Consider the following 24,575-nt stretch of genomic DNA (forward strand, 5'->3'; position numbering starts at 1 on the left):
CCGTGGACATCACCGTCGACCTCCCCGAGGGCCGCACACTCGCCATCGAGTACGACGGCTCCTACTGGCACACCGACAAGAACGACATCGACACGGAGAAGTCCCGTGACCTCCTCGCGGCCGGCTACCTCGTCGTCCGTCTCCGCGAGCACCCGCTGCCCGCCCTGCCCGTCGACGACCCCGGCTACGTCGAATTCACCGTCCACTCGACCTCTCCCCGGCCCGATGACGTGCTCGGCCAGGTGGAGCAGTGGGTGGCCACCACCGGAGTTGAGACGCCCTGATCCGGTCAGCGGCAGAGGTCGCGCAGGCAGGCACAGTCGTTCACTGTTACGACATCGGCGAAAGGGATGAAGATGCCGACCGCTTGGAGACCCCGAGCGGCGAGGACGATCTCGTACCCGAAGGGCAGCTGGACGCGGCTGGTGAGTTCCTGGGCGAAGACCTGCTCGATCCAGGGGCGTCCCAGTGCGACCAAGGAGGATACCGACGAGGCCTGCCAGCCGCACCGCGCGGGGACTTCTCCGGTCCCAGCCTTGCAGAACAACCTTCAGGACTCAGAGAATCGCTGCGCCGAGGCTTCGGCCACGACCGGTCCGGCACAACCATTGGCCCGGACCTCGTCCAGCGGACAGACCGGTGGGTGATCGACCGTCCCCGAATCCTGGGAGAAGCTCCGCTCCCTGGCCCTCAGCGCCAGCCTACCCAGGCGGTATGATCGTCGAGCTGCGCACCTTCCCGGAGGGTACGAGGCTCAGGTCCTACGCGTCCTCAACGGGCTGCGATTGACGAATGGTTGTGCCCGTCAGGTGATCACCATCTGACGTGGACGTGGCTGCCCGGTAGGGTGCCCCCTGCCATTCCAATCTCACACCCAGGGATGGCCGTATGACCTCGGTCGAGTGCAAGCCCGCGCATCGTGGAAGGATCCGCGAGATCCTGATCGACATCGCTGTCGGAGTCGTCTCCAACGTTCTGGTGACGGCGCTGTCCTCGGTGGCGCACCTGCTCTTCTGACGCAGGTGGGTGGCGGGCCCGGCGAGCCCGCCACCTCACCACGCCGTCCGTCAGAACAGCCGAAGGTCGTCCTTGCGCTTCTTCCGTCCCATCTTCGGACGGGCGAGGTGCTTCGGCAGACTCTCCCTGGTCGGTCGCAACCCGTGGATCTGGGTTTCCCCGACGAGGCCCTTGAGGTACTCCCGGGTCTCCTCGTCGGTGGAGTAGAGCACTGCCGCCCGGCTCGCCCGCGTCATCAGCACGTGGTAGGCGTGCCGAATCAGCCGGGCGAACTCCTCGTCGCTGACGCTCCCCGCCTTGACCTTCGGATCCAAGGACCCGGGAACGCGCACCCGCTTCACACCCTCCGCCGACTTCCCCGTCTCCTTGCCCCGGCGAAACACCCACCGGCCGTCTCGGCGCACCATGTCATCGCCCATAATCACTCCACACCAGTCCCATTCGAGGCCCTGCGCGGTGTACACGCACCCGATCTGGCCGATGCCCTTCTTGTGTACCGACCACCTGCTGCTGGGCGGGGCTCCGTGCGCACAGAAGGTGTCGCTCTTCGCGTTCCACGGCCGGTGCCAGTCGCCGATCCTGACGTCGGGCTCCAGCCGCTTCTCCTTGCCCAAAGGCTCGGTCCAGGGCCAGCAGTAGCCGGCCACCATGCGCGCGGATGCCCCGGCGCTCGCCTCACCGAGGATGATCTCCTCGAGCGCTTCCGGCGTGTCCACCACCTCGACATGCATCAATCCGTCCGGCGTCCACTGCTCGGGCAGGTCACCCGACAAGCCGAGCAGAGCGTGTACCCAGCGGACGTAGGCGTCACTGCCACCGCACCGGAACTGTTCGCGGAGCCCGCACTGCACCACTCGGGCTCCGCGCCGCTCGGCCGCCTCCCGGATCAGATCGACCGTACCGACCTCGTTGGGACGGACGACCTGGCCTTCGTCGAGGAAGAAGACCGTCAGACGGGACGCATCGAGGAGTTCGTCCACCTGCGGCCGCGTTCCCTGTTTCTCCGGCGGCCAGTACTGGTTCGTCGAGCGGTCACGGAGTCGGTGCGCCTCGTCGCAGATCAGCACGTCGATCAGCGGTTCGGGCGTCGAGACGTAATTGGAGAAGTAGGTGAAGGTCTCCTTGAACTCTCGGTCCCCGACACCGACGTGTTCTTGCATCGCGGCATTGAAGGCCCGGCTCCCGCTGGCGTAGTTGACGGTCCGGCCATCGGCCTCCAGTTCCGCCTTGATCTGCAGGCCGATGGCGCTCTTGCCGGTGCCCGCGCCGCCGGTCACCAGGAAGACCAGTTGCCGCTCGTCCGGAACCAGCGCGGGCTGCTGCGGGGACGGCAGCACCTTGGCGGCAGCCTCCAGGATCTGATCGGCCGCCTTCTTCTGCCGCCCGCGCAGGGTGAAGACGGTGTCCGTCCCCCGGGACCACATCATCGCGTCGAGCAAAGGTGTGTTGCGCACGCCGATGCCGCGCAGCAGTTGTTCGGCCTGGGCTGCGCCGCCGTCAGCGGCGAAGTGGTTCTGCAGGTCGGTCAGCAACTGTCGGTGCCTGTCCCCGGTGTACACCCGGGCCCAGGCACCCATCGGCGCATCCACGTCGATCAGCGGACGCACCGATTCCTCGGTGGCGTTGTGCAGGTAAGCGAAACCGCCGCACTCGATGTCGCCGGAGAAGGGGCCCTTCTCACTGATGAAGGCCCGGTAGTACTCCTCCAGTTGCCGTGCAGGATGCTTCTTGGGCTTCGCCAGGCCCTCCACGTAGATCAGGTCCGCGACGGCCCTCTCGACTCTGGTCACCGTCGACCAGCGCTTCAGCTCCACCAACTGGACTGACGGCTGGTCCTCGGTCGGGTGGCGGCCCACCAGAACAACGTCCACGAGCCTGGGTCTTCCCCCCTTGAGGTCCTCGTCAACAGTCACGGCACATTCGACGACCATCTGCACGTTGCCCCGGTCAGCGGCGACCAGATCCTTCGCCAGGCAGATGAGGCTCTCCGCCCACGCGGATCGCTCCGTCTCTGAAGCCTCGTGCTCTCGGAACTTCCGCCACCGCTCGGCAAGGTGCGGCACCATCCGGCGACGCGAGTTAAGAGTGAGCAAATCCTGCGCCGACAGGTTCAGCAGGAGCATTGGCACGAAGGGACCCCCCGGGACCGGACCACGAATGATTCGTGCGGGTTGGGGGCATGTCCTCAGCAGGAAGCCTGTCGGGCCGCAAACAGTACCGCAGATCCTAGATGCAGGAGCGGCCGTCTGTGCACAATGCTCATCGACGGCACACTCGTCAAGAGATCGAACCCGTCATCGGACGAGGTCGGAGTCCGACGACGTCCACCTCCACCTGACCAAGCCGTTACACGCCGCCGGAAGCGCAGATGCTCGGACAGCGGCTCAGGCACTCCGTTGTAGGTTTGGCCCAGTCATCAGCGCGGCCCGCCGGGCTTCCCCCAGGGACATGCCCCCACCCGCACGAGTCACTTCGTGCTGCCTGGGAGCATGTCTTGCTGTTCCGCGACTCCGTGTCCGCGGTCGCCGCCGAGAGGCTGGCCGGATCCCTGTTCGTGCGTCTCGTCGACCAGTTCGTCCACCAGCACGGCCACCGGCCCGGCCCGTCCGAGGTGCGCTCCTGGGAGATGAGCATCCCCGAGCTGACCAACGCCCTCCTGGACGCCGGACTCGGCGCGGTGGAGGTACTCCTCGAGTACTCCCTCCCGCTGAACAGCAAGCGGGCCGACGCCGTGCTCGCCGGCGTCCATCCGGTCACGGGCGAGCCCTCGTACGTGGTGGTCGAGCTCAAGCAGTGGAGCAGCGCGCTGCCGGAGGACGGCGAGCCGCTGCTGTGCCGCGTCGACGCCTACACCCGGCCGGTGCTGAACCCGATCGAGCAGGTCCGCGGCTACTGCGACTACCTCATCTCCTTCAACGGGGCACTCGCCGAGCACCCCGAGCGGGTATCCGGGGTGGCCTTCCTGCACAACGCGACGGAGTTCGGCGTCCAGGGCCTGTACGAGGTGCCGCAGGACGAGCGCGGTCGGCTCTTCACCGCCGAGCGGCGCGGGGAGTTCGTGGAGTACCTGCGCTCGAAGCTGAAGCCGGCCTCCGGCGCCCGGGCGGCGGACCTGCTGCTCGCGGGCAAGGTCGCCCCGTCCAAGCAGTTGATGGCGGTGGCCGCGGACGAGGTGCGCGAGCGTGAGCAGTTCGTCCTGCTGGACGAGCAGCGGGTGGCCTACGAGCTGGTGCTGCGCGCGGTGCGCCGGGCGCAGCAGTCCGACCACAAGCAGGTGGTGGTCATCACGGGCGGTCCGGGCACGGGGAAGAGCGTGATCGCGCTGTCCCTGCTGGGCGATCTGTACCGACGTGGCGTGAGCGCTCTCCACGCGACCGGGTCCAGCTCGTTCACCACCACGATGCGCCGGGTCGCCGGGGCGCGGAAGCGCCAAGTCCAGGAGCTGTTCAAGTACTTCAACAGCTTCATGACCGCCGAGCGCAACGGGTTGAACGTGCTGATCTGCGACGAGGCGCACCGGATCCGCGAGACCTCGGCGAACCGGTACACCCGGGCCATCGAGCGCACCGGAAAGCCGCAGATCGAGGAGCTGATCGACGCCGCCCGGGTGCCGGTGTTCCTGCTGGACGAGCACCAGGTGGTCCGGCCGGGCGAGATGGGCACGGTGGCGCAGATCAGGGCGGCCGCCGCGGTGAAGGGCTTGGAGTGCGAGGTGGTCGAGTTGGACAGCCAGTTCCGCTGCGGCGGCAGCGACGCCTACCTGCGCTGGGTGGTGCGCCTGCTGGGCCTGGAGTCCGGCGGCCCCGTCGGCTGGGAGCCCGACGGCAAGGTCGTCCTCGAAGTCGTGGACACTCCCGAGGAGTTGGAGACGTTCCTGGAGGCCCGGCGCGCGGAGGGCTACGGCGCCCGGATGTCGGCCGGGTACTGCTGGAAATGGACCACCAAGGTCGCCCCGGGTGATCCGCTCCCGCTCGACGTGCGGATCGGTGACTGGGCCCGCCCGTGGAACGTCTACGGCGACCGCTCGATCGCCGGTGCGCCTCCGGCCGCGCTGTGGGCCACCGACCTGGCCGGCTTCGGTCAGGTCGGCTGCGTGTACACCGCCCAGGGCTTCGAGTACGACTGGAGCGGCGTCATCCTCGGGCCCGACCTCGTCTGGCGCACCGACCACTGGCACATCGACCGGACCGCCTCCAAGGACCCGGTCTTCCGCAAGTCCACCAGCGACGCCGACATCGACCGCCTGATCCGCAACACCTACAAGGTGCTGCTGACCCGCGGCATGATCGGCACCGTCGTGTACTCCACGGACCCGGAGACCCGCGCCAAGCTGCGCGAACTGGTGCGCCCGCAAACGGCTCAGACAGCTCACCAGAAGACTGATGCGACTGTCTGATCAATTCCGGTGCAAGGCAACTGGGTTGACGCCGACGTGACCTCGTTGATCGAATTACTCTGGCACACGTTGGCTTCTAGGGTGGGGAACAGACCGGGTGGCGCTCGACAGTCCGAAGCTCAAGGACGTCCTCGCGGACGTCGCCTCAGGCACGCTGCAACTTCCCGACTTCCAGCGTGAGTGGAAGTGGGACGACGACCGGATCCGAGCCATCATCGCCACGGTGACGCTCGACTATCCGCTCGGCGTCGTCATGACGCTCGAGACCGGCGGCCACTCCCCGTTCCGGGCCCGCACGCTCACTGGTGCCAGCTTGGTCGAGGACAAGGTACCGAGCCTTCTGCTGCTTGACGGCCAACAGCGACTCACCTCGCTCTTCCAGGCCCTGTACCTCGACGCGCCGGTCGAGACGGTCGACGCGCGAGGCAAGGCGATCAAGCGCTGGTACTACGTCGATATCGCCAAGGCTGTCGGGTCCTCCGCGGACCGGGACGAGGCGATCGTCTCCGTGCCCGAGAACAAGGTTCTGCGCACCGACTTCGCCCGCACGGTCGTCCTGGACCTTCAGACCACCGAGAACGAGTGTGCCGCCGGTCTCTTCCCGTTGCACTTCGTCTTCGACGCCAAGCGCGTGAACACCTGGCAGAAGGCATTCGTCAAGGCGGACGAGGACCGGAACTGGGATCTGTGGAGCCAGTTCGAGCAGCGGGTGCTGGACCAGGTACGGTCCTTCCAGGTACCGATGATCCGGCTGGCCGCGTCGACCTCGATGGACGCTGTCTGCGCAGTATTCGAGCGGGTCAACACAGGCGGCGTCCCGCTGAACGTTTTCGAGCTGCTCACCGCCACCTATGCCGGGGACCGGGCCTACACCGAGAAGAGCGGAGGAGACTACTACCAGCTCCCCGTCATCTGGCAGACCATCAAGCAGGACCTGGCCACCCGGTTCCCGGTGTTCGGCCGGCTGGACCAAGGCCTCGAGGACGGCCTGAGCAGCAGCGACTTCTTGCAGGCCGTCGCCCTGGTACGCACCTGGGAACGCAAGCAGTCGCGGCCAGGCACCGCGGTCTCGTGCAAGCGGCGCGACCTCCTCGAGCTTCCGCTCGCCGACTTCGACCGGCTCGCCCCCCTGCTGGCGAAGGCGTTCAACTGGGTCGGAGATTTCCTGCAGCAGCAGTGCATCGTGCGCGGGACCGACCTGCCCTACCGGACTCAGCTCGTCCCGCTCGCCGCAGTCCGTGCCATCCTCGGCGCAGAGACCGAGGGCCTCGCGGCCGAGGAGATGATCACCCAGTGGTACTGGTGCGGGGTACTGGGCGAGATGTACGGCGGATCCACGGAAACCCGCTTCACCCGTGACGTCGAACAGCTCATTGCCTGGATCCGCGGGGCGGGGGACGTCCCCGACACGATCGCCGACTCCTATTTCTTCGCGGAGCGACTGGACACACTCACCACCCGCAACAGTGCCGCCTACAAGGGGATCTATGCCCTGCTGATCAAGCAGGGGGCAGTGGACTGGCACTTCACGGGTGCTCCACTCAGCCCCAAGCGGTTGGACGAGCACAGCGTTTACGTCCGGCAGATCTTTCCCAAGGGGTGGGTCAGCAAGACTCGCGGGCAGACGTACCCGACCAACTCGATCGTGAACAAGACGCCGCTCTCGTACCGCGCCTCCCAAGCGATGACGGGGCCGCCTGCCACCTATCTGCCCTCGCTGGTCGCGGCGTCGGACATGCGGCCGGAGTGGTTCGACGACGTGATCGCCACCCACCTCATCGACCCGGACGCATTGCGCAACAACGACTACGAGCGCTTCTACATCGACCGTTCCAAGCAATTGGTGGACCTGGTCCAGACAGCCATGGGCAAGCGGACCGCGCTCCGCGGGCTGGTCGACGGTGACGGCCCGCGATGACCAGCACCCCGTCTGACCAGGAGATCCTAGCGCTCAAGGACTCCCGGGTCCCCGTGGAGCAGATCCTCGCGCTCTTCGGGGTCCGGGTCCGTAACCACCAGACCGTGTACGTAATCTCCCGGGCCTTGGCGGACGTCGGGCTGGCTACCGTCCCGGACTTCGCCGTCTGCCACCAGCGTGACCACGTCGACGTCGTGGCCTCGGCCGCGGTCGTACCCGAAATGGATGCTGAGGAGGAAGACGAGGAGGATCCGCTGCCCTCACACGTCTTGCCGCAGCGGATCCAGATCGGTGAGCTCGAGGCTGCTCGCCGCGGCGTCACGACGGTCAACCTCAACGGCACGGTGTCGCAGGCGACCTACTTGATGCGCACCAAAGGGCTCGCCCAGATCCCGGTTATCACCGGCATGGCGGCGCTGCACGGTGTCGTGACCTGGAGCTCGCTGGCACGGATGTACGAGACGGGTAAGTCGCCGACGCTCGAGAATGCGATGCAGAAGGACTCCCTTCCGGTGGCGGACGCCCGTCAGGAGTTCTTCAGCTGCCTGCCGGTGGTCAAGGAGCACGGCTACCTCCTGGTGCGCGGTGACGACGGTTGCCTGTCGGGTCTGGTGACGATGGCGGACATCACCGAGCGCTTCGAGGGTACGGCGCGCCCCTTCTTCCTGGTCGGTGAGATCGAGTCCTTGCTGCGCAGGTGCCTCGGCGCAGCCCTCGATCAGGAGGCGATCCGCGCGGTGCAGACCAACAAGAAGGCGGACCAGCGGTCGGGCCTGGTGACCGATCTGATGTTCGGCGACTACCTTCGCCTTCTGGACGGGACCCAGTCCAAGCCGGTCATGGCTGCCAACGCCGACGCGAACTGGGCCGCGCTCGGCTGGACCGCCATGGACCGCATCCAGTTCGTCCGTCACTTGGAGCGGGTGAAGGACATCCGCAACCGGATCGCCCACTTCGACGCGAAACCCCTGCCTGCGGAGATGATCCAGGAGTTGGTCGCCTTCACCAAGCTGCTGCGTGACTTCGCCTCCTGAGCAGCCGATCCCGGCACTCCGGTCGCACCCACGAGCACCTCGATATCCGCCCCGTTCGAATTTCACGCACCTCCTCCGCACACCACCTGCACCGGCTACCATCTGGGGTGTTGATCTGTCTGCTGAGCAGTGGCAACAGAACGCGACGAGAAGCGGGGCGGCACATGCGGGACGGCCGGTGGGTGACGGTCACCGACTCGGAGTTCCAGCACGAGCGCCGCGGCCTGGAGGCGATTCGAGAGAAGCTGTCGGACTCCGATCCGTGGCGCGCCTGGTCGAACTTCACGTTCACCGCCAACACCGGCCACGTCCGAGAGGTCGACCTGCTGGTCGTCGCTCCGGGCGGCGTGCACCTGATCGAGCTGAAGGATTGGCACGGCAGCGTCGAGTCCCGCAACGGCACCTGGCTCCAGACCCAGCCGAGCAGACGCCAGGTCACCCACGGTAACCCTCTGCACCTGGCGAACAAGAAGGCCAAGGAGCTGGCCGGGCTCCTCGCGCATCACGGCAAGCGAGTCTGGGTGTCGGAGGCCGTGTGTTTCACGGACGCCTCCCTGCGGCTGCGACTGGCGGCCGCCGACCAGCACGGCGTGTACACCGTCGACCAGTTGCTGGAGATGCTGCGCCGCCCCCCGAGGGAGGAGCGGCGGCGCATCGATGCCCCGTCGTCCCGCGAGATCAAGGCTGTGCTGGAACGCGTCGGAATCGCGCGCAGTGATGCCGAGTACAAGGTCGGCCCGTACCTCCTGCAGCGGAAATCGTTCGACTCCGGCCCGACCTGGGCCGACTACCTGGCCCGGCACGACGAATTGTCGGAGGTCGCGCGGGTCCGCATCTACCTGCGGGAGCGAGGCTCGGACTCCGGCCTGCGCGCCTCCGTCGAGCGTGCGGCCCTGCGTGAGGCAGCGGTGTTGCGGCGGTTCCGCCACCCCGGGGTGGTGCAGCTGCGCCAGTACGACTCCTCGGGGCACTCGGCCGGCCCCGCGCTGATCTTCGATTATGACCCGCGGACGCTGCGCCTGGACGAGTACCTGGTGCAGTACGGGCCGAAGCTCGACATCCTCACCCGGATGTCATTGGTGCGGCAGCTCGCCGAGACGATGCGCTCCGCGCACAGCAATCGCATCTTCCACCGCACCCTGGCTGCCCGGGCCATCCACGTGGTTCCGCGCAGCCGCAGCCGTGCCGCAGGTGCGGAAGGCGAGGACGCGGGCTGGCTCAACCCCCATCTGCAGATCTCCGACTGGCAGATCGCCGTGCACCGTCCGTCCGGGGACAGCTCCCAGGGCGGTGTCCGACATGCGCCGACCGCGCTCTCGCAGGCCGGCGCGCACCTGGCGGAGGCGGCCGACCCGTACCTCGCACCCGAGCTGACCGCTCTCAACGCCGACCCGATCACCTTGGACGTGTACGGGCTCGGTGTGCTCACCTACCTGCTCACGACCCTCCAGGCCCCGGCCGCGAGCCAGGCCGAGCTGGTCGCACGGCTGGAGGCGGGCGAGGGTCTGCGCCCCAGCGCGGTGGTGGACGGTCTGTCCGAGGACATCGACGACCTGGTCCAGGCCTCGACGGCTTACCTGCCCGCTCAGCGGCTCGCTTCGGTGGACGAGTTCCTGGAGATGCTGGAGTTCGTCGAGGAGAGCCTGACCGCTCCCCCGGCTGCGGAGAGTGCCCAGCCGCTCGAGCCTGCCGCCGAGCAGCCCGAGAAGGACCCGCTCGAAGCGGTCGCGGGCGATGTGCTGGACGGGCGCTGGGAGGTCCGACGGCGCCTAGGTACCGGTTCCACCAGCCGGGCCTTCCTCGTCCGCGACCTGGCAGCCGACCCGAGCGGACGCCGGTCGAAGGCCTTCGCGGTGCTGAAGGTCGCGCTGAGCGACAGTCGTGGCGAGGTGCTCGCCCATGAGGCCGAGGTGATGGGCCGGCTGCGTCCTGACTCCCGGATCATCCGCCTCGTCGAGCCCGAGCCGGTGCGCATCGGCGGGCGCGCAGTGCTCGTCCTGGAGTACGTCGGCGATGAGCGCGAGATCGAGGAGGCCGCAGCGCCCGGTGCGCGGAGTCGGCGCCGCGAGGAGACCGTCGCCCGGCAGCTGCGCGAACAGGGCCGCCTCTCGGTCGATCAGCTGGAGGCGTACGGCGACTACCTCTTCGGCGCGGTCGACTTCCTGGAGGGCGAGGGCGTCTGGCACCGGGACATCAAGCCGGACAACATCGCGATCCGCATCCGCCCCAACCGCACGCGCGAGCTGGTACTGATCGACTTCTCGCTGGCGGGCCTGCGCGTGCAGGACACCACGGCCGGCACCGACGGCTACCTCGACCCGTTCATCGGCACGATCACGCGCTCGGTGTACGACGCGCACGCCGAGCGGTACGCCGTCGCGGCGACCCTGCACGAGATGGCCTCGGGCGAGCTGCCGGTGTGGGGAGGCGGTCGGGTCTCCCCGCGTCAGACCGACCCGACGAAGGAGCCGTACCCGACGATCGCGGTCGAGGCCTTCGATCCGGCGATCCAGCAGGGCCTGACTGCGTTCTTCCGCAAGGCTCTGCACCGGGATGCGTCCCAGCGTTTCACCGATCTGAAGCCGATGCGGGACGCCTGGAAGAGGATCTTCCTGGAGCTGGACGCCGCTCCGAGCTCCCGGCGAAGCAAGCCCGGGGCGGCTCTTGACTCCGGGAGCGCCGAATCGGTAGCTGCCGAGGGTACGCAGGCCCACGCCACCCCGCCGATGATCGCAGACGCCGAGCCGGAGAACGCCGAGGTGGAACGAGATCGTCTGGCCGCAGCGGCGACCCGGGAGACAGCGATCTCGGCGTCCGGGCTCAGCCTGGCGGCGCAGTCTTTCGTGTTCGGGCTCGGTGTCCACACGGTCGGCGAACTGGTGGATCTGAGTCAGCGTCAGCTCGTCAACGCACCCGGTCTCGGCGCCAAGACGCGCAAGGAGGTGCTGAGCCGGATCAAGGGCTGGCGGCGCCTCCTGTCCGAGCAATCCGCCGGCCCGCTCACGCCCGAGGGCCGCAAGGCCGCGAAGGCAGAGCTGGATGAGCTGACGGCGGCGGAGACCGCGGTCGTGAACGCCATGGTCTCGGACGGCGGCGCGGCCAACGTGCCGGGGCACACCCTGCGTGCCGTCAGCCTGGACACCCTGGCAACCGTCTTCGTGCCGGAGTTGAAGAAGAACGACCTCAACCGCAACGAGGTCGAGATGGTGCGGTTGCTACTGCGCCTTCCGAACGAGAGCGGCGTCCTCCCCGAGATCGGCGTGTGGCCGAAGCAGAAGGACGTTGCGGACGCCCTCGGTCTGACGGCCGGCCGCATCCCACAGATGCTGAAGACGCAGCGCACCCGCTGGCGCAAGCAGCCAGCGGTGCAGGTGCTGCGCGACGAGATTCTGGAGCTGCTGCGGTCGCTGGGCCGGGTCGCGTCGGCCGCCGAGATCGCGGACGCCCTCGCCGTCCGGCGCGGCACCTGGCTCCAGGGGCGCGAGCAGCGCCGAGCGCTCGCCCTAGCGGCGGTGCGGGCGGTACTGGAAGTCGAGCAACTCGACCCGGAAACGAGCGAGTTCCGGCACGTCGCCAACCGTGACGCGGCCGACGAAGGCATGGGGGCCGGCCTGCTGGCGCTGGAGGTCGGCGAGGACGACGACCCCGCGACCCCGTCTGCGCCAGGCCTACTGGACTACGCGCAGCGGCTCGGCAAGGTCGCCGACCGACTGGCAAGGCTCGACACGCTGCCGACCGCAGCGACGGTCCTGGCCGAGCTGGGCGCCGTCATTCCACCGAACGGCGTGGTCGAGTGGGACGAGCGACGGCTGGTGGAGGTGGCCGCCGCGGCCTCCCGCAACGCGGCCGCGACCCCTCGCCTTGAGATCTACCCGCGTGATCTGTCGCTGGTGCGGGCGCTGCGCCTGACCCAGGCGGGCCTGGTTCGGATCACACCTGGCGTGCCGGAGGCACGGCAGCCGGGGCTCACGGCCGAGGACATGCACGAGCGCATCCGCGCCCGCTTCCCCGAGCTGCTGGACGAGCGCGGCGGCTACTCGTTGCCCACCGGTGGGCGGCTGACGGCGGCCCTCCGGGAGGCCGGCTTCGACCTGGTCCTCGGGATGCGCGAGGACACCCGGACCCCTCGCTACCTGCCGCGCCGGGCGGAGAGCGGCTCCAGCTACCTCAGCTCGGGCGCCGGCCGCCAGGCGACGCGCACCGCGCACGTCACCCGCTACGCGGACGACCCGCTGCTGGCGGGTGCCGTCCAGGCGGAGGAGCGGCTCGCCTCATCGGCGCGCCGTGACGGCTTCCGTGCCCTGACGGTACGGACCGGCCTCGCACGGGAGGCAGTGCGCGAACTGGCCAGTGAGGGAAGCCGGTTCGGCGCCGAGACGGTATCGGTGACCGAGCTGCTGATCGCCGCCCTGCGCGAGCTGGTGGACGCCCGGCCGAAGCCGACCTGGGCAACCATCCTGCGCGCCGACGCAGCCGAGCCGGGGACTACGGCGGCGATGAAGTTCGCCGAGTACGCACAGACGGCCTGGGGTGTGGTCGAGCCGAGGATCGGCGAGCTGGTGACGGCGAGTGGCTGCGGGCGACCAGTGCTGCTAGTCGACGGCGGGGTGTTCGCGCGGTACGACGCCATGGGCGTCCTCGACCGGCTGGCCGGGCACTCCCGCAACGGCGGTCGCCCGCTGTGGCTGCTCTGCCCGCAGAGCGACCCGGCACGCGACCCCCGGCTGGGCACAGTGGCTGTGCCGTACCAGGCGGGACTCGGAGAGTGGATCGAACTTCCGGACTCGTGGGTCAACAACGCCCACCGAGCCGGCGAGATGGGAGAAGTGGCGAAGTGATCGACCGCAAGGCGCTGTTGGCTGACCTCATCAAGCAGGTCAGGGCGGTCGAAGCCGACCTCGGTGCGCAGGCCAAAGCGGTCGAGGAGGTCCGGGTACGGCTGCGCAATGAGTACGACCGGGCGCGGAAGCTCGGGCGTACTGCTGCGACGTGGACTTCGTGGCTTGACGAGCGCATCACGCAGGTGGCGGTCGCGTGGGTGTTGGGCACGGTGTTCGTACGGTTCTGCGAGGACAACCGGCTGATCCCCGAGCCGTACCTGACCGGCCCGTCGGACGAGCAGCGCGACCTCGCGCTGGAACGGTACGCGGCGTACGTGGACGAGGACGCAGACCCGACGTACCGCGGCTGGCTGGAGCGCTCGTTCGCAGAACTGGGCACCGGCCAGGCCGGAAAGCTCCTGTTCGACCGGCGCCACAACCCGCTGTACCAGATCCCGCTCTCACACGACGGCGCGCGGGAGCTGGTCGAGTTCTGGCGTGAGCGGGACGAAGCGGGTGTCCTCGTTCATGACTTCACCGACCCGCTGAACGAGGACGGTACGGAGGGGTGGGACACCCGCTTCCTCGGCGATCTATATGAAGATCTATCCAGTGAGGCTAAAGACAAATACGCCCTACGTCAGACGCCCGAGTTCGTGGAGGAGTTTATTCTCGATCGGACCATGGACCCAGCAGTGCGGGAGTTCGGCTACGCGGAACTGAAGATGATCGACCCGACATGTGGGTCGGGGCACTTCGTATTGGGGGCCTTCAAACGGCTGGTGAATTTATGGACAGAGCACCAGCCGGGGCGTGACCTGCACGAGCGTGTGCGGGCGGCGCTGGACTCGGTCCACGGCGTCGATATCAACCCATTTGCGGTCGCTATCGCACGTTTTCGACTGCTGGTCTCAGCAATGGCGGCGTCTCGAGTCAGCACGCTGGGTGCCGCCACGAAGTACGACTGGCCCATCCACATCGCCGTCGGTGACTCACTCATCAAAACCCGACAGCTCGAACTCACCCTGCTCGGCGAGGAGTCGAACGACCAACTTGCCGATTTCGCGTACGCGACAGAGGACGTCCACGAGTACCCTCAAATTCTCGAACGGGGCCGATACCACGTAGTAGTGGGCAATCCTCCATACATTACCGTCAAGGACAAGAGTCTGAGCACACTCTACCGAGAATTGTATCAGTCGTGCTTCAAGCAGTATCAGCTCACAGCGCCATTCGCCGAGCGATTCTTCGAACTGGCGAGAGCAGGCGGAAGCGACGGTCGAGGGTTCGGACTTGTGGGTCAAATCACATCGAACGGCTTCATGAAGAGAGAGTTCGGAAAGAAACTCATCGAGGAATTCTTTGCAAATTCTGTCGAACTGATGGAGATTCTCGATACGTCCGGAGCTTACATCCCTGGGCACGGAACACCCACAGTAATTATCATTGGCCGCCGAAACCATCGGAACCGATCCGCGAAAATTCGAACGATCATGGGGGTTCGAGGCGAACCGGGAATCCCTAGTCCGCCGAAAAATGGTCTCGTCTGGCAGGCGCTCGTCAACCAGGTAAACCTTCCCGGGACCGAAAGCCCATGGGTAAGCTCGGAAGACACTCCTCGCGAGAAGTTCTCACGGCACCCCTGGAGCCTATCCGGCGGAGGGGCTTCTAGCCTTCGCGACCAGCTCGAGACCCTTCCGGGGAATCGTCGCCTGAAGACCATCTTGGCCGACTCAGGCAACATGCTCAATACGCGCGAAGATGACGCGTACATCACACGGGGGGCGATTCAACGGATCGGGGCGGATCGCAGCCTCACGCGCCGAATTATTGAGGGCTCCGATATCCGAGACTGGGGTGCCCAGAAATCCACAGAGGCAATCTTTCCATACTCTAGCTCTGCAACTCGTCGCGACTTGACAAAAGCAGAGATTAGGATTCTTTGGCCTGTCAGAAAGCTTCTCGATATCAGGAAGTCTCTTTCGGGAACACAGGAAGAGCGCGGACTTCCCTGGTACGAATACTCCTCCTTCTCGCCGAGGCGGTACTCCGCCAATGAGCTGCTCGTTTTTGCTCTCGTTGCCACACATCAGCACTTCCTGATCCGGCGACCAGAAACAATCTATTCCCAGGCCGCAACGGTCCTTTCTTTGGATCCCCAGTCTGGGGTCCCTTCGGTGGGGCTGCTGGGAGTTCTGAATAGCTCAACTGCCTGCTTCTGGCTCAAGATGGTGAGCCATGACAAAGGAATTCGAGGCGAGGGGGGCGGATTCACCAGCGACGACTGGGAACGCTTCTTTGAGTTCACGGGTACCAAGCTTCAAGAATTCCCCCTCCCTAACGCCTATCCCACAGACCTTGCTAGCACCCTCGACGCACTTGCCCAGGCACTCTCTGCCATCAGCCCCGGCGCCCTGACCGTCGCTGAGGGGCCCGTACCCACTGCCGCGTCCCTCCGCGAAGCGCGAGCCGAATGGGAATCCACCCGTGCTCGGATGATCGCACTGCAGGAGGAATTGGACTGGCAGGTGTACTCGCTCTACGGCCTGCGTGCTGAGGGCCTTCGTGCACCTGATGCCGATCTGCCTGGACTCACCCTCGGCCAGCGGGCGTTCGAGATCGTGCTAGCCCGACGTGTCGAGCGGGGCGAAGTCTCCGACGAGTGGTTTAAGCGGCACGGTTCGACACCCATCACCGACCTGCCTTCTCATTGGCCCGCTGAGTACAAGGCCATCGTTCAGAAGCGTATCGATGCCATCGAGACCTCTCGTGCCATCGGCATGATTGAGCGACCTGAGTACAAGCGCCGCTGGACAACCGAGGGTTGGGAAGCACTCCAGGCGAAGGCTCTGCGCTCCTGGTTGCTCGACCGCATCGAGCACCGCGCACACTGGTTCCAGGACCAGCAGCCTACGTTCCTCCCCCGCTCCCAGCTCACCGACCTGCTCTCTCGCGACGAGGCCTTCGTCTCCGTTGCCGAGATCTACGCGCCCCGCAAGGAGCTAGCGACCGTCGTCGCCGACCTGCTGGCCGATGAGTACGTGCCGTTCCTCTCCGCCCTGCGCTACAAGCCCGCCGGGCTGAAGAAGCGTGCGGACTGGGAGCACGTGTGGGACCTCCAGCGCAAGGAGGACGCAGCCCCTGACGAGCCAGCCAAGCGGAAGCTCCGGGCCTCGATCCCCGTGCCGCCGAAGTACACCTCGGCCGACTTCCTCAAGCCGTCGTATTGGAGGGCCCGGGGCAAGCTCGACGTGCCCAAGGAGCGCTTCATCTCCTACTCGACGACCACCTCCGGCACTCCCGACCTCTACGGCTGGGCCGGCTGGGACCACCGCGAGCAGGCGCAGGCCCTCACCACGTACTTCACCAACAACCACTTCTCCACCGAGGAGTTGACCCCTCTCCTCGCGGGCCTGCTGGAGCTCCAGCCCTGGCTGATCCAGTGGCACAACGAGTTCGACGCGATGTACGGCGGCTCCCCCGCCGACTTCTTCGCGGGATACCGCTCGCAGATCCAGGGCGAGCACGGCCTGACCGACGACGACCTCCGCGCCTGGCGTCCCGCGGCCGCCACTCGCCGCGGTGGCGGCCGCCCCGCCAAGAAGTAAGCAGAAAACCAGCACTGCCACGCTGTGCTACTCAGTAGCACAGCGTGGCACCCCCGACGTAGCATGGATGACATGACGGCCCAGCCCGAGATCACCCAGCGGGACCTGCGCAGCAGATCCAAAGAGATCATGGACGCGGTCCAGGCCGGCCAGGCATTCACCGTCACCCGGGACGGCCACCGGATCGGCGAGCTGGTCCCGTTGCGACGACGCAGGCGATTCGTCTCGCGCAGCGAGTTCGCGGCGATGTCCCGGAGCGCTCCCGACCTCTCCCTCGACGCCTTCCGGGCCGACCAGGACGCGACGGCCGATCAGCACCCGGACGACCCCTATGCCCGTTGAGCCGAAGCAGCAGCACGCACAGGGGCTGCTCGACACCAACATCATGATCTTGCGCAAGTGGTTGGATCCGGCAGAGCTTCCCGACGAGATGGCGATCACCGCCATCACGCTCGCCGAGCTCTCCGCCGGGCCGCACGAGGTGCGTGGCAACGCCGAGCAGGACGACTACGACGAGTACGCCGAGCGTGCCCGCCGCATGGACGTGCTCCAGCGCGCCGAGAACGAGTTCGACCCGATCCCGTTCGACGCCGAGGCCGCCCGCATCTACGGGAGGGTCTGCGCAGCTGTCATCGGCTCCGGCCGAAAGCCCAGGCGCCGGGTGGCGGATCTGATGATCGCCGCCATCGCGATCGCCGAGGACCTGCCGCTGTTCACCACCAACCCTGATGACTTCAAGGGGCTCGAGAGCCTGCTCACCATCGTGCCGGTGACCCGGCCGGTGGTGCTCCAGGATCGCTGATGCAGTGAGCGGTCGGCGCTGTGCCGTCCGCGCACAGCGCCCCAGCACGAGATGACGACGAAGACGAAGACGGAACGGAAGAAAGAGACCATGGCCTCGACCCCGGCCCAACCGCCCCTCCTCCGCGATGTCATCGACATCAAGCCGTCCATCTCCACCTCCGACTTCGTCCTGAAGCTCGCAGAGGCCGTGAGTGACGAGGGCGCCGCCGCGGCGCTGCGGGACTACGTCGTCACCGACCGCCTGCTGGAGAACTTCGACGAGGCCCTCGGCCTCATCAAGGCGGCCCTCGACGGGCACACTTCCAAGGCCGCCTATCTCCACGGCTCGTTCGGTTCCGGTAAGTCGCACTTCATGGCCGTCCTGCACGCCCTCCTGCGGGGCAACCAGGCAGCCCTGGCCCGGACCGAATTCGACGCCACCCTGACCAAGCACGAGTGGTTGAGCGTCGAACGCAAGCGGTTCCTGCTGGTGCCGTACCACATGCTCGGCGCGAAGTCCCTGGAGCAGCGCGTCCTCGGCGGTTACGTCTCGCACGTCAAGGCCCTGCACCCGGACGCACCGACCCCGCAGGTGTACCGCACGGACTCGCTCTTCGAGGACGTCCGTCGCCTGCGGGCGAACGTCGGCGACGAGAAGTTCATCGCGGGCCTCGCTGGCGGCGCTGCCAACGCCGTCGACGAGGACGACGAATGGGGCGAGGCATTCTCCTGGAGCTCGGCCCTCCTCGACACCGCGCTCACCGCCGAGCAGCTGGACAGTACCGACGCCAACCTGAACATCGTCAGCCCCACCACCCCCGCCGAACTGCGCGCCAAGCTCGTCCACGACGCCATCGCCGGTTGGTTCCCGGGCTTCGCGCAGAACGCGAAGGAGGACGAGTTCGGGTTCATCTCCCTGGACGCCGGCCTGGCCGTCATCGCCGCGCACGCGAAGGCGCTCGGCTACGACGGCCTGATCCTCTTCATGGACGAGTTGATCCTCTGGCTCGCCAACCGCATCCACGACCAGAAGTTCGTCTCCCGTGAGGCAGACAAGATCACCAACTTCGTGGAGGGCGCCGACTCCCGGCGCGCGATCCCGGTGGTGTCGTTCATCGCCCGCCAGCGCGACCTGCGCGAGCTGGTTGGCGAGGAGGTGTCGGGCGCGGCCGAGACCGCGATCCAGGACAGTCTGAACCTCGCCTCCGGCCGGTTCGACAAGATCACCCTCGAGGACCGCAACCTCCCCCAGATCGCCCACGCCCGCCTCCTCAGGCCGAAGGACACCGAGGCAGCCGCCAAGCTCGACGCGGCGTTCACGAAGGCCAAGCGGGTCGGACCGCAGGTCTGGGACGTCCTGCTCGGCTCCGAGGAGGGCACCACCGGCGCGGACGAGGAGTCGTTCCGCCTGACGTACCCCTTCTCCCCCGCCTTCATGGACACCCTCGTCCACATCTCCTCCGCCCTGCAGCGCTCCCGCACCGGTCTGAAGCTGATGGGCCAGCTGCTCGCCGACCACCGCGACGAGGCCCGCCTCGAGCAGCTGATCCCGCTCGGCGACCTCTACCCGGTCATCGCGGACGGTGGCGACAAGCCGTTCGTCGACAGCCTGAAGGCCGAGTTCCAGGCCGCCGACAAGCTCTACCGGACCAAGCTGCGCCCGTACCTCCTCGGCGTCAGCGAGATCACGGAGGAGGACATCGAGCGCTACCGGAACCGGCCGGACAGCATCACCGATCCGCAACTCGCCCAGCGTTGCCGCAACTTCATCGGTGACAACCGACTGATGTGCACTCTCCTCCTCTCCGCCCTCGCGCCCAGCGTGCCCGCGCTGCGCGACCTGACGATCCGTCGGCTCGGTGCGCTCAACCACGGCTCGGTCGTCTCGCCGATCCCTGGTGCCGAGGTCGGCGTCATCAAGTCGAAGGTCGCCGACTGGGCCGCCCGCTTCGCCGAGATCAAGGAGACCGGCACCCAGGTCAACCCGGGCGTGCGGCTCGAACTCGCCGGCGTGGACGTGGACTCCGTCATCGCCAACGCCAACGTCAACGACAACCCCGGCAACCGGCGTGCCCTGGCCCGTCGGCTGCTGGCCGAGGAACTGGGCGTCGAGACGCATGACGGACGCCTGGACTCCGACGAGCTGAAGCTGGTCTGGCGCGGCTCCAACCGGTCGGTCGAGGTGGTGTTCGGCAACATCGCCGACCCGGACAGCCTGCCCGACCACGAGTTCACCCCGAGCTTCGAGGGCTCCTGGCGGTTCGTCGTCGACTTCCCGTACGACGAGAACGAGTACGGCCCGGCCGAGGACGCCAACCGCATCCGTGACTTGCGGGCACGCGGTGGCGAGCAGCGACCCCGGACGATGGCCTGGATTCCGACCCGTCTGTCGGCTGCGCGCTTCCAGGACTTCCGGCGTCTGGTCACCATCGACTACGCGCTCAGCGACCAGCGCCGCTTCGACACCCAGTACGCCGGGCACCTGAACGCCGACAACCGGGCACGGGCCAAGGCCCTCCTGGAGGGCCAGCGCGAATCGCTCGCCAAGACGGTGAAGGCCGCCCTCAAGCAAGCGTACGGGCTGGCGGAGAAGAAGAGCTCCGACGTCGAGCTCGGCTTCGACGACCACTTCGAGCCGCTGCCGGACGTGCCCGATCTGCGTCCGTCCATCGGCCAGTCGTTGCACGATGCCGCCCGGCACGTGGCCGGCAAGCTCCTCACCCACCAGTACCCGGCCCACCCCGACCTCGACCCGGACGGCCACGGCATCCCGGTCAAGTCGGCCGACGCTCGTACCGTCTTCACACACGTACGGGCCGCGAGCGAGGCCAGCGACCGCCGCGTCGAAATTCCGGCCAAGGACCGCCCGTTGATGAAGCGGATCGCGGGGCCGCTCGGCCTCGGCCAGCAGAAGGAGGCGTACTTCGAGCTGTCCACCCGCTGGGCCGACCACTTCCGCCAGCAGGCACGCGTCGACGGCGTCACCGGCGACCTCGGCGTGGTCCGGCTCACCGAGTGGCTGGACCGCCCGGAGCCGATGGGGCTCGATCCGTTCCTGGCCAACCTGGTGATCGCCTCCTTCGCCGAACTCGACGACCGCGTCTGGGTCCGCGGTGGCGGGCTGCTCGACCCGGCCCCGGAGCCATCGGCGATCAAATCCGGTGACGCCCTGCGCACCCAGCCGCTGCCCGAGGAGGACACCTGGCAGGAGGCTCGCCGCCGGTACGAGGAGATCTTCGGCAGCAAGGCGCCCACCCTGCGGCGCAGCCGGATCGTCGGCCGGTTCGCCCGCGACATCGTGGAAGCCGCGCGCCGCTACCAGCCGCACGCCACCGACCTCGTCAAGGAGCTGGAGAAGCGCGCCGAACTGCTCGGTCTGGACGACGCGGACGGCTCCGGCCGGCTCGCCCTGGCCCGGCGCTCCCTCGCGCTGCTCGACGCGCTCCTCGCCGCTGACAAGGGCGCGGCCGCCGGTTCCGGTTCGGCCAAGCAGATCATCGGCGTCCTCGCCGGCTTCGACCTCGGCGAGGTCTCGGGTGACCGGTACGGAACGTCCGTCAAGCAGGCCGAGTCCGTCGCCTCGGCCCTCGCCAGGGCAGCCTGGGACATGCTCAAGCTCGCGCCCAACTACGGCCCCGAGGGCATGGCTGTCCTCGAAGAGCTGCGCGGTGCGGCGCGCGTCGATCAGCGCACCAGCAACCTGCCCGAGGCGCTGACGGATGCCCGGCGCGCCATCATCAGGGTCGTCGAGCGCAGCCAGGCTGCCGCCGCCGTCCCCGCACCGTCCCCCGCGAGGACGCCTGCACCGGAGCAGCCGGCAAAAGCCGCCCCCGGCCCCGACTCGATGGACCTCACGACGCCCACCAGCCACCCCCCGGTGTCGACCGAGCCCACCACCCGCCGTCCCAGCCGCTCCGGTGGCGGTCGGACCACCGCGGCACGGGCGGTCGCCGAACTGCGGGCCGAACTGGACGAACTGGCAGCACGTGAGCCCAACGTGACGATCGAAATCACCTGGCGGGTCGTGGAATGAGCACTCCGGTCGTCACCAGCGCGGTACGCCTCAACACCGCCACCGTCACCCAGTACCTGGCCTCGCAGTCCGGGCTCGCGGCGGGCCGGCGGAAGGCCGTCCTGCTGCGGGCCACCCCGGAATGGGACGGCCCCGCGGAGCTCGGCTGGGGCGAGCGCCGGGCCCGGATCGCCGCGGCACCGTCAGCCCTCGCCGTGTACGAGCTGGTGCTGACGCACCTGGCACCGGAGGCACCGGGCCCGGAGGTGCTGGTCGTGCTCACGGACCGGGAGGAGTCCGAGCTCGGACCCGATCTGCTGGCCAGGGTGCACAAGCAGCGGGTCAACGCCGTCGACACCTGGGACGTGGTCCGGCAGGCATTCGGCGCCGGCAGCACCGACAACCGGCTACTCAAGGACAACTGGGCCGCCGAGGCGCTGCTCGACGCCACGCCGCCGGCAGGCTGGCCGCAGCTGGCGGGCGGCGTGCTGTCCCGGCGCGGCGCCCTCGGTGCACTCGCCCTGCGGCGACTCGGCATCGGCCGCTTCGACCCGGACCGGGACGAGCGATCGACTCCTGACAGCGTCCTGGACGTACCGGCCCTGCTGCGCTGGTCGCTCACGCCCGGCGGGCCGGACCGCTTCCTGGCACTGCGAGCCCCGGAACGGTCAGGGCTGGCCGGGCTCCTCGGCGAGGCCGACCAGGCCGGGCTCACCGGCCGGGCCCTGTTGGCGCTGGTGGAAGCCGATCATGGTCCGGACGCGGTCGCATTCGGGCTGGTCTGCGCAGCACTGTGGGTGCACGCGGACGCCGCAGCGGATGCCGAGGACTACCGGGCGCGCGGGAGGGCCGAACGGTGGTTCGGTGACGAGCCGCCCGCGCACGGCGAGGCACTGGACGCACTCGTGGCCGCCTTCGGGCGCTCGTGCGAGGAGTTCGTCTCGGTCCTGCTGCTGTCCGGCCGCTCCGGGTTCGACGACGATGCGGCGGCCGCCCGTCGGCTGACCGGAGCCGTGCTGGATCGCGCGGCCTCGCTGGTCGAGCAGTTGGGCGCGCAGCGCGCCGCCGAGTCCAGCCCGGTCCTGGCCACCGGGCTGGAGGCCCGCTTCGCCGCCGTCGGTCGAGCCCTCGGCAAGGGCGACCCAGCGCGTACCGCAGCGGCGGTGAAGGCCCTGGGCGACCACCGGCTGGCCCCGGGCCAGGTTGCCCGGACCAGGGTCGAACGGACGCACATGGCGCAGCGGCTCGCCCAGTGGCTGGCCACCGACCCGGCGACCGAGAGCACGACGGTCGCGGCCGGTATCGACCGTCACCTCGCCGAGACCGCCTGGGTCGACCTGGCGCTCGAGCACGTCGAGGCGGGCGGCGACCCCAACCACGTCCTCAAGTCCGCTTATGACGAGCTCTGCACCTCGATCCGCGCCCGGCGACGGGAGATCGACCGCCGTTTCGCGCAGACCCTCGCCACCTGGACAGCGGCCGGGACGGACCCCGGCTCCATGCTGACGGTGGAGACCTTCCTGCCTCGGGTCGTCGGACCGGTGGTGAAGGCGGCCGAGCGCCGCCTGCTGCTGGTGGTCGTCGACGGGATGAGTGCCGCCATCGCCACGGAACTCGGGGCCGAGCTGCGCGAGCACTGGGCCGAGTACGACCCGTACCCGCGGCCTTCCACCGGCCCCGGGCCCGAAGGCTCGCCGAGTTCCCCCCAACGGCGTGCGATCGCCGCTGCCTTGCCGACCATCACCTCCGTCTCCCGTACCTCGCTGTTCGCGGCGAAGCTGATGAAGGGATCGCAGGCCGACGAGAAGCGGATCTTCCCGACGCACCGGTTCTGGGGTGGCCAGAAGGTCGCGGTCTTCCACAAGGACGACCTGCGCAGCGAGACGGGTGGTGACACGTTCGGGCCCGAGCTGTCCGAGGCCCTGGCCGGTGACACGCACGTGGCAGTGGTGCTCAACACCGTCGACGACCGGCTCGCGAAGGAGCAGAAGCTCGGCGACGGCGCCTGGAGGCTCAGCGAGATAGGAGGGCTGCAGGACCTGCTGAGCATCGCCGCCACCCAGGGACGGGCGGTGATCCTCACCAGCGACCACGGGCATGTCGTCGACCGGCGGGGACTCAAGGTCGACCGCGACGGCGCCGCCTCGGCCCGGCATCGCGCGCCAGGCGGACCCCTGGCCGACAACGAGATCGTGCTGTCCGGGCCACGTGTGATCTCGTCGGAGACCGGCGGTGAAATCGTGGCGCTGTGGGACGCCGACTCCCGGTACACCGCGCTGAAGGCGGGATACCACGGCGGGGCTTCCCTGGCCGAATTCGCCATCCCGGTCCTTGCGTTGCTGCCGTTCGGAGCCGCTCCGCCCAAGGGATGGCGGGAGCTGGGCAGCCCGGAACCCGAATGGTGGGCGGTGGCCTCGGGCGCGAAGCCTCAACCGGCACCGGTCGCCGTCGTTCCGCCGAAGAAAGCCACCAAGCCGGCTAGGTCCGCGAAGGCGCCTGCTCAGCCACCGGCCGGTCATGACGCCCTGTTCGAGGTCGCGCTCGCGCCCTCGCCCGACGGCGAGACGCTGCTGGCGCCCACCGTGGTGTCCCCTCAGGACACCTTGGTCAGCGGTCTGCTCGCCTCGCAGATCTTCCTTGACCAGGTGGACCTGCTCGCCCGCAAGCCGGACCTGGCGAAGGTCGAGAAGGCCGTGCACGTGTTGCTGGACGCGGGCGGGACACTACCCGTGACCGCGTTGGCCCAACGGATCGGCCTGCTCACGACCCGTGCCGACGGCTTCGCCGCCGTCCTGCGGCAGCTGCTCAACTACGACAGCATCCAGGTGCTCGAGACGCTCCCCGACGGCCGCACCCTGCGGCTCGACACGGGGCTGTTGCGCACCCAGTTCGGGCTGAAGTGACCCGCGTCCGGGGCGGGCGTGCCTGCCCCGGCGCAACGGTTGGGCTGCGCAGCAGTCACGGTCCGGCCGAAGTACTGAACATCG

Annotated in this window: 13 protein-coding genes; 11 read left to right on the forward strand and 2 right to left on the reverse strand. The window is 68.2% G+C overall.

Features of this window, described 5'->3' with window-relative positions; translation table 11 throughout:
- Positions 1-2: 2 nt before the first annotated feature.
- Complete coding sequence (locus EDD39_RS39955) at positions 3-284, forward strand: PDDEXK family nuclease (protein ID WP_162870270.1); 282 nt, start codon at positions 3-5, stop codon at positions 282-284.
- A gap of 5 nt (positions 285-289) precedes the next feature.
- Here EDD39_RS39955 and EDD39_RS31480 read toward each other — a convergent pair whose 3' ends face one another.
- On the reverse strand, positions 290-478 hold the full coding sequence (locus tag EDD39_RS31480) for a hypothetical protein (protein WP_123562569.1): 189 nt from the start codon (positions 476-478) through the stop codon (positions 290-292).
- A gap of 410 nt (positions 479-888) precedes the next feature.
- Between EDD39_RS31480 and EDD39_RS41590 the strand changes: the two genes are divergently transcribed.
- Positions 889-1,017, forward strand: coding sequence for a DUF6408 family protein (locus EDD39_RS41590; protein ID WP_244257380.1), 129 nt, complete (start codon positions 889-891; stop codon positions 1,015-1,017).
- Between the two features lie 50 nt (positions 1,018-1,067).
- Here EDD39_RS41590 and EDD39_RS31485 read toward each other — a convergent pair whose 3' ends face one another.
- On the reverse strand, positions 1,068-3,140 hold the full coding sequence (locus tag EDD39_RS31485) for a DUF2075 domain-containing protein (protein WP_162870271.1): 2,073 nt from the start codon (positions 3,138-3,140) through the stop codon (positions 1,068-1,070).
- A 371-nt stretch (positions 3,141-3,511) separates the two neighbouring features.
- Between EDD39_RS31485 and EDD39_RS31490 the strand changes: the two genes are divergently transcribed.
- The 9 genes from EDD39_RS31490 to pglZ all read left to right on the forward strand — a co-directional run bounded on the left by EDD39_RS31490 (position 3,512) and on the right by pglZ (position 24,491).
- A complete protein-coding gene (locus EDD39_RS31490; RefSeq protein WP_123562571.1) occupies positions 3,512-5,413 on the forward strand; it encodes a DUF2075 domain-containing protein in 1,902 nt (633 codons plus the stop codon).
- A gap of 97 nt (positions 5,414-5,510) precedes the next feature.
- Positions 5,511-7,331, forward strand: a complete 1,821-nt coding sequence (locus EDD39_RS31495; protein WP_123562573.1) for a GmrSD restriction endonuclease domain-containing protein — start codon at positions 5,511-5,513, stop codon at positions 7,329-7,331.
- Between the two features lie 53 nt (positions 7,332-7,384).
- Positions 7,385-8,365: a CBS domain-containing protein gene (locus EDD39_RS31500; protein WP_341869352.1), complete on the forward strand. Its 981-nt coding sequence runs from the start codon at positions 7,385-7,387 to the stop codon at positions 8,363-8,365.
- Positions 8,366-8,529: 164 nt separating this feature from the next.
- Positions 8,530-13,203 carry a BREX system serine/threonine kinase PglW gene (gene pglW / locus EDD39_RS31505; RefSeq protein ID WP_123562577.1) on the forward strand — a complete coding sequence of 1,558 codons (4,674 nt, stop codon included), beginning with the start codon at positions 8,530-8,532 and terminating at the stop codon, positions 13,201-13,203.
- Positions 13,200-16,793 (forward strand): BREX-2 system adenine-specific DNA-methyltransferase PglX, encoded by a 3,594-nt coding sequence (gene pglX, locus EDD39_RS31510; RefSeq protein ID WP_123562579.1) that lies wholly within the window; start codon positions 13,200-13,202, stop codon positions 16,791-16,793. The genes pglW and pglX overlap by 4 nt, the downstream gene beginning before the upstream one ends.
- Positions 16,794-16,865: 72 nt before the next feature.
- A complete protein-coding gene (locus tag EDD39_RS31515; RefSeq protein ID WP_208765690.1) occupies positions 16,866-17,135 on the forward strand; it encodes a type II toxin-antitoxin system Phd/YefM family antitoxin in 270 nt (89 codons plus the stop codon).
- Positions 17,125-17,595: a type II toxin-antitoxin system VapC family toxin gene (locus EDD39_RS31520; protein ID WP_123562583.1), complete on the forward strand. Its 471-nt coding sequence runs from the start codon at positions 17,125-17,127 to the stop codon at positions 17,593-17,595. Before EDD39_RS31515 ends, EDD39_RS31520 begins: the two co-directional genes overlap by 11 nt.
- A 90-nt stretch (positions 17,596-17,685) precedes the next feature.
- Entirely contained in the window at positions 17,686-21,609 is a 3,924-nt protein-coding gene (gene pglY, locus EDD39_RS31525) for a BREX-2 system ATPase PglY (protein ID WP_123562585.1), read from the forward strand.
- Positions 21,606-24,491, forward strand: coding sequence for a BREX-2 system phosphatase PglZ (gene pglZ, locus EDD39_RS31530; RefSeq protein WP_123562587.1), 2,886 nt, complete (start codon positions 21,606-21,608; stop codon positions 24,489-24,491). Before pglY ends, pglZ begins: the two co-directional genes overlap by 4 nt.
- Positions 24,492-24,575 lie beyond the last annotated feature (84 nt).

Source organism: Kitasatospora cineracea, assembly GCF_003751605.1.
Classification (GTDB): domain Bacteria; phylum Actinomycetota; class Actinomycetes; order Streptomycetales; family Streptomycetaceae; genus Kitasatospora; species Kitasatospora cineracea.

Bases quoted from the DNA above. Each gene is read 5' to 3' on its own strand.
- EDD39_RS41590 (WP_244257380.1), top strand. From the start codon at position 889: ATGACCTCGGTCGAGTGCAAGCCCGCGCATCGTGGAAGGATCCGCGAG.
- EDD39_RS31485 (WP_162870271.1), bottom strand. From the start codon at position 3,140: ATGCTCCTGCTGAACCTGTCGGCGCAGGATTTGCTCACTCTTAACTCG.
- pglW (WP_123562577.1), top strand. From the start codon at position 8,530: ATGCGGGACGGCCGGTGGGTGACGGTCACCGACTCGGAGTTCCAGCAC.
- EDD39_RS31515 (WP_208765690.1), top strand. From the start codon at position 16,866: ATGACGGCCCAGCCCGAGATCACCCAGCGGGACCTGCGCAGCAGATCC.
- EDD39_RS31520 (WP_123562583.1), top strand. From the start codon at position 17,125: ATGCCCGTTGAGCCGAAGCAGCAGCACGCACAGGGGCTGCTCGACACC.
- pglY (WP_123562585.1), top strand. From the start codon at position 17,686: ATGGCCTCGACCCCGGCCCAACCGCCCCTCCTCCGCGATGTCATCGAC.
- pglZ (WP_123562587.1), top strand. From the start codon at position 21,606: ATGAGCACTCCGGTCGTCACCAGCGCGGTACGCCTCAACACCGCCACC.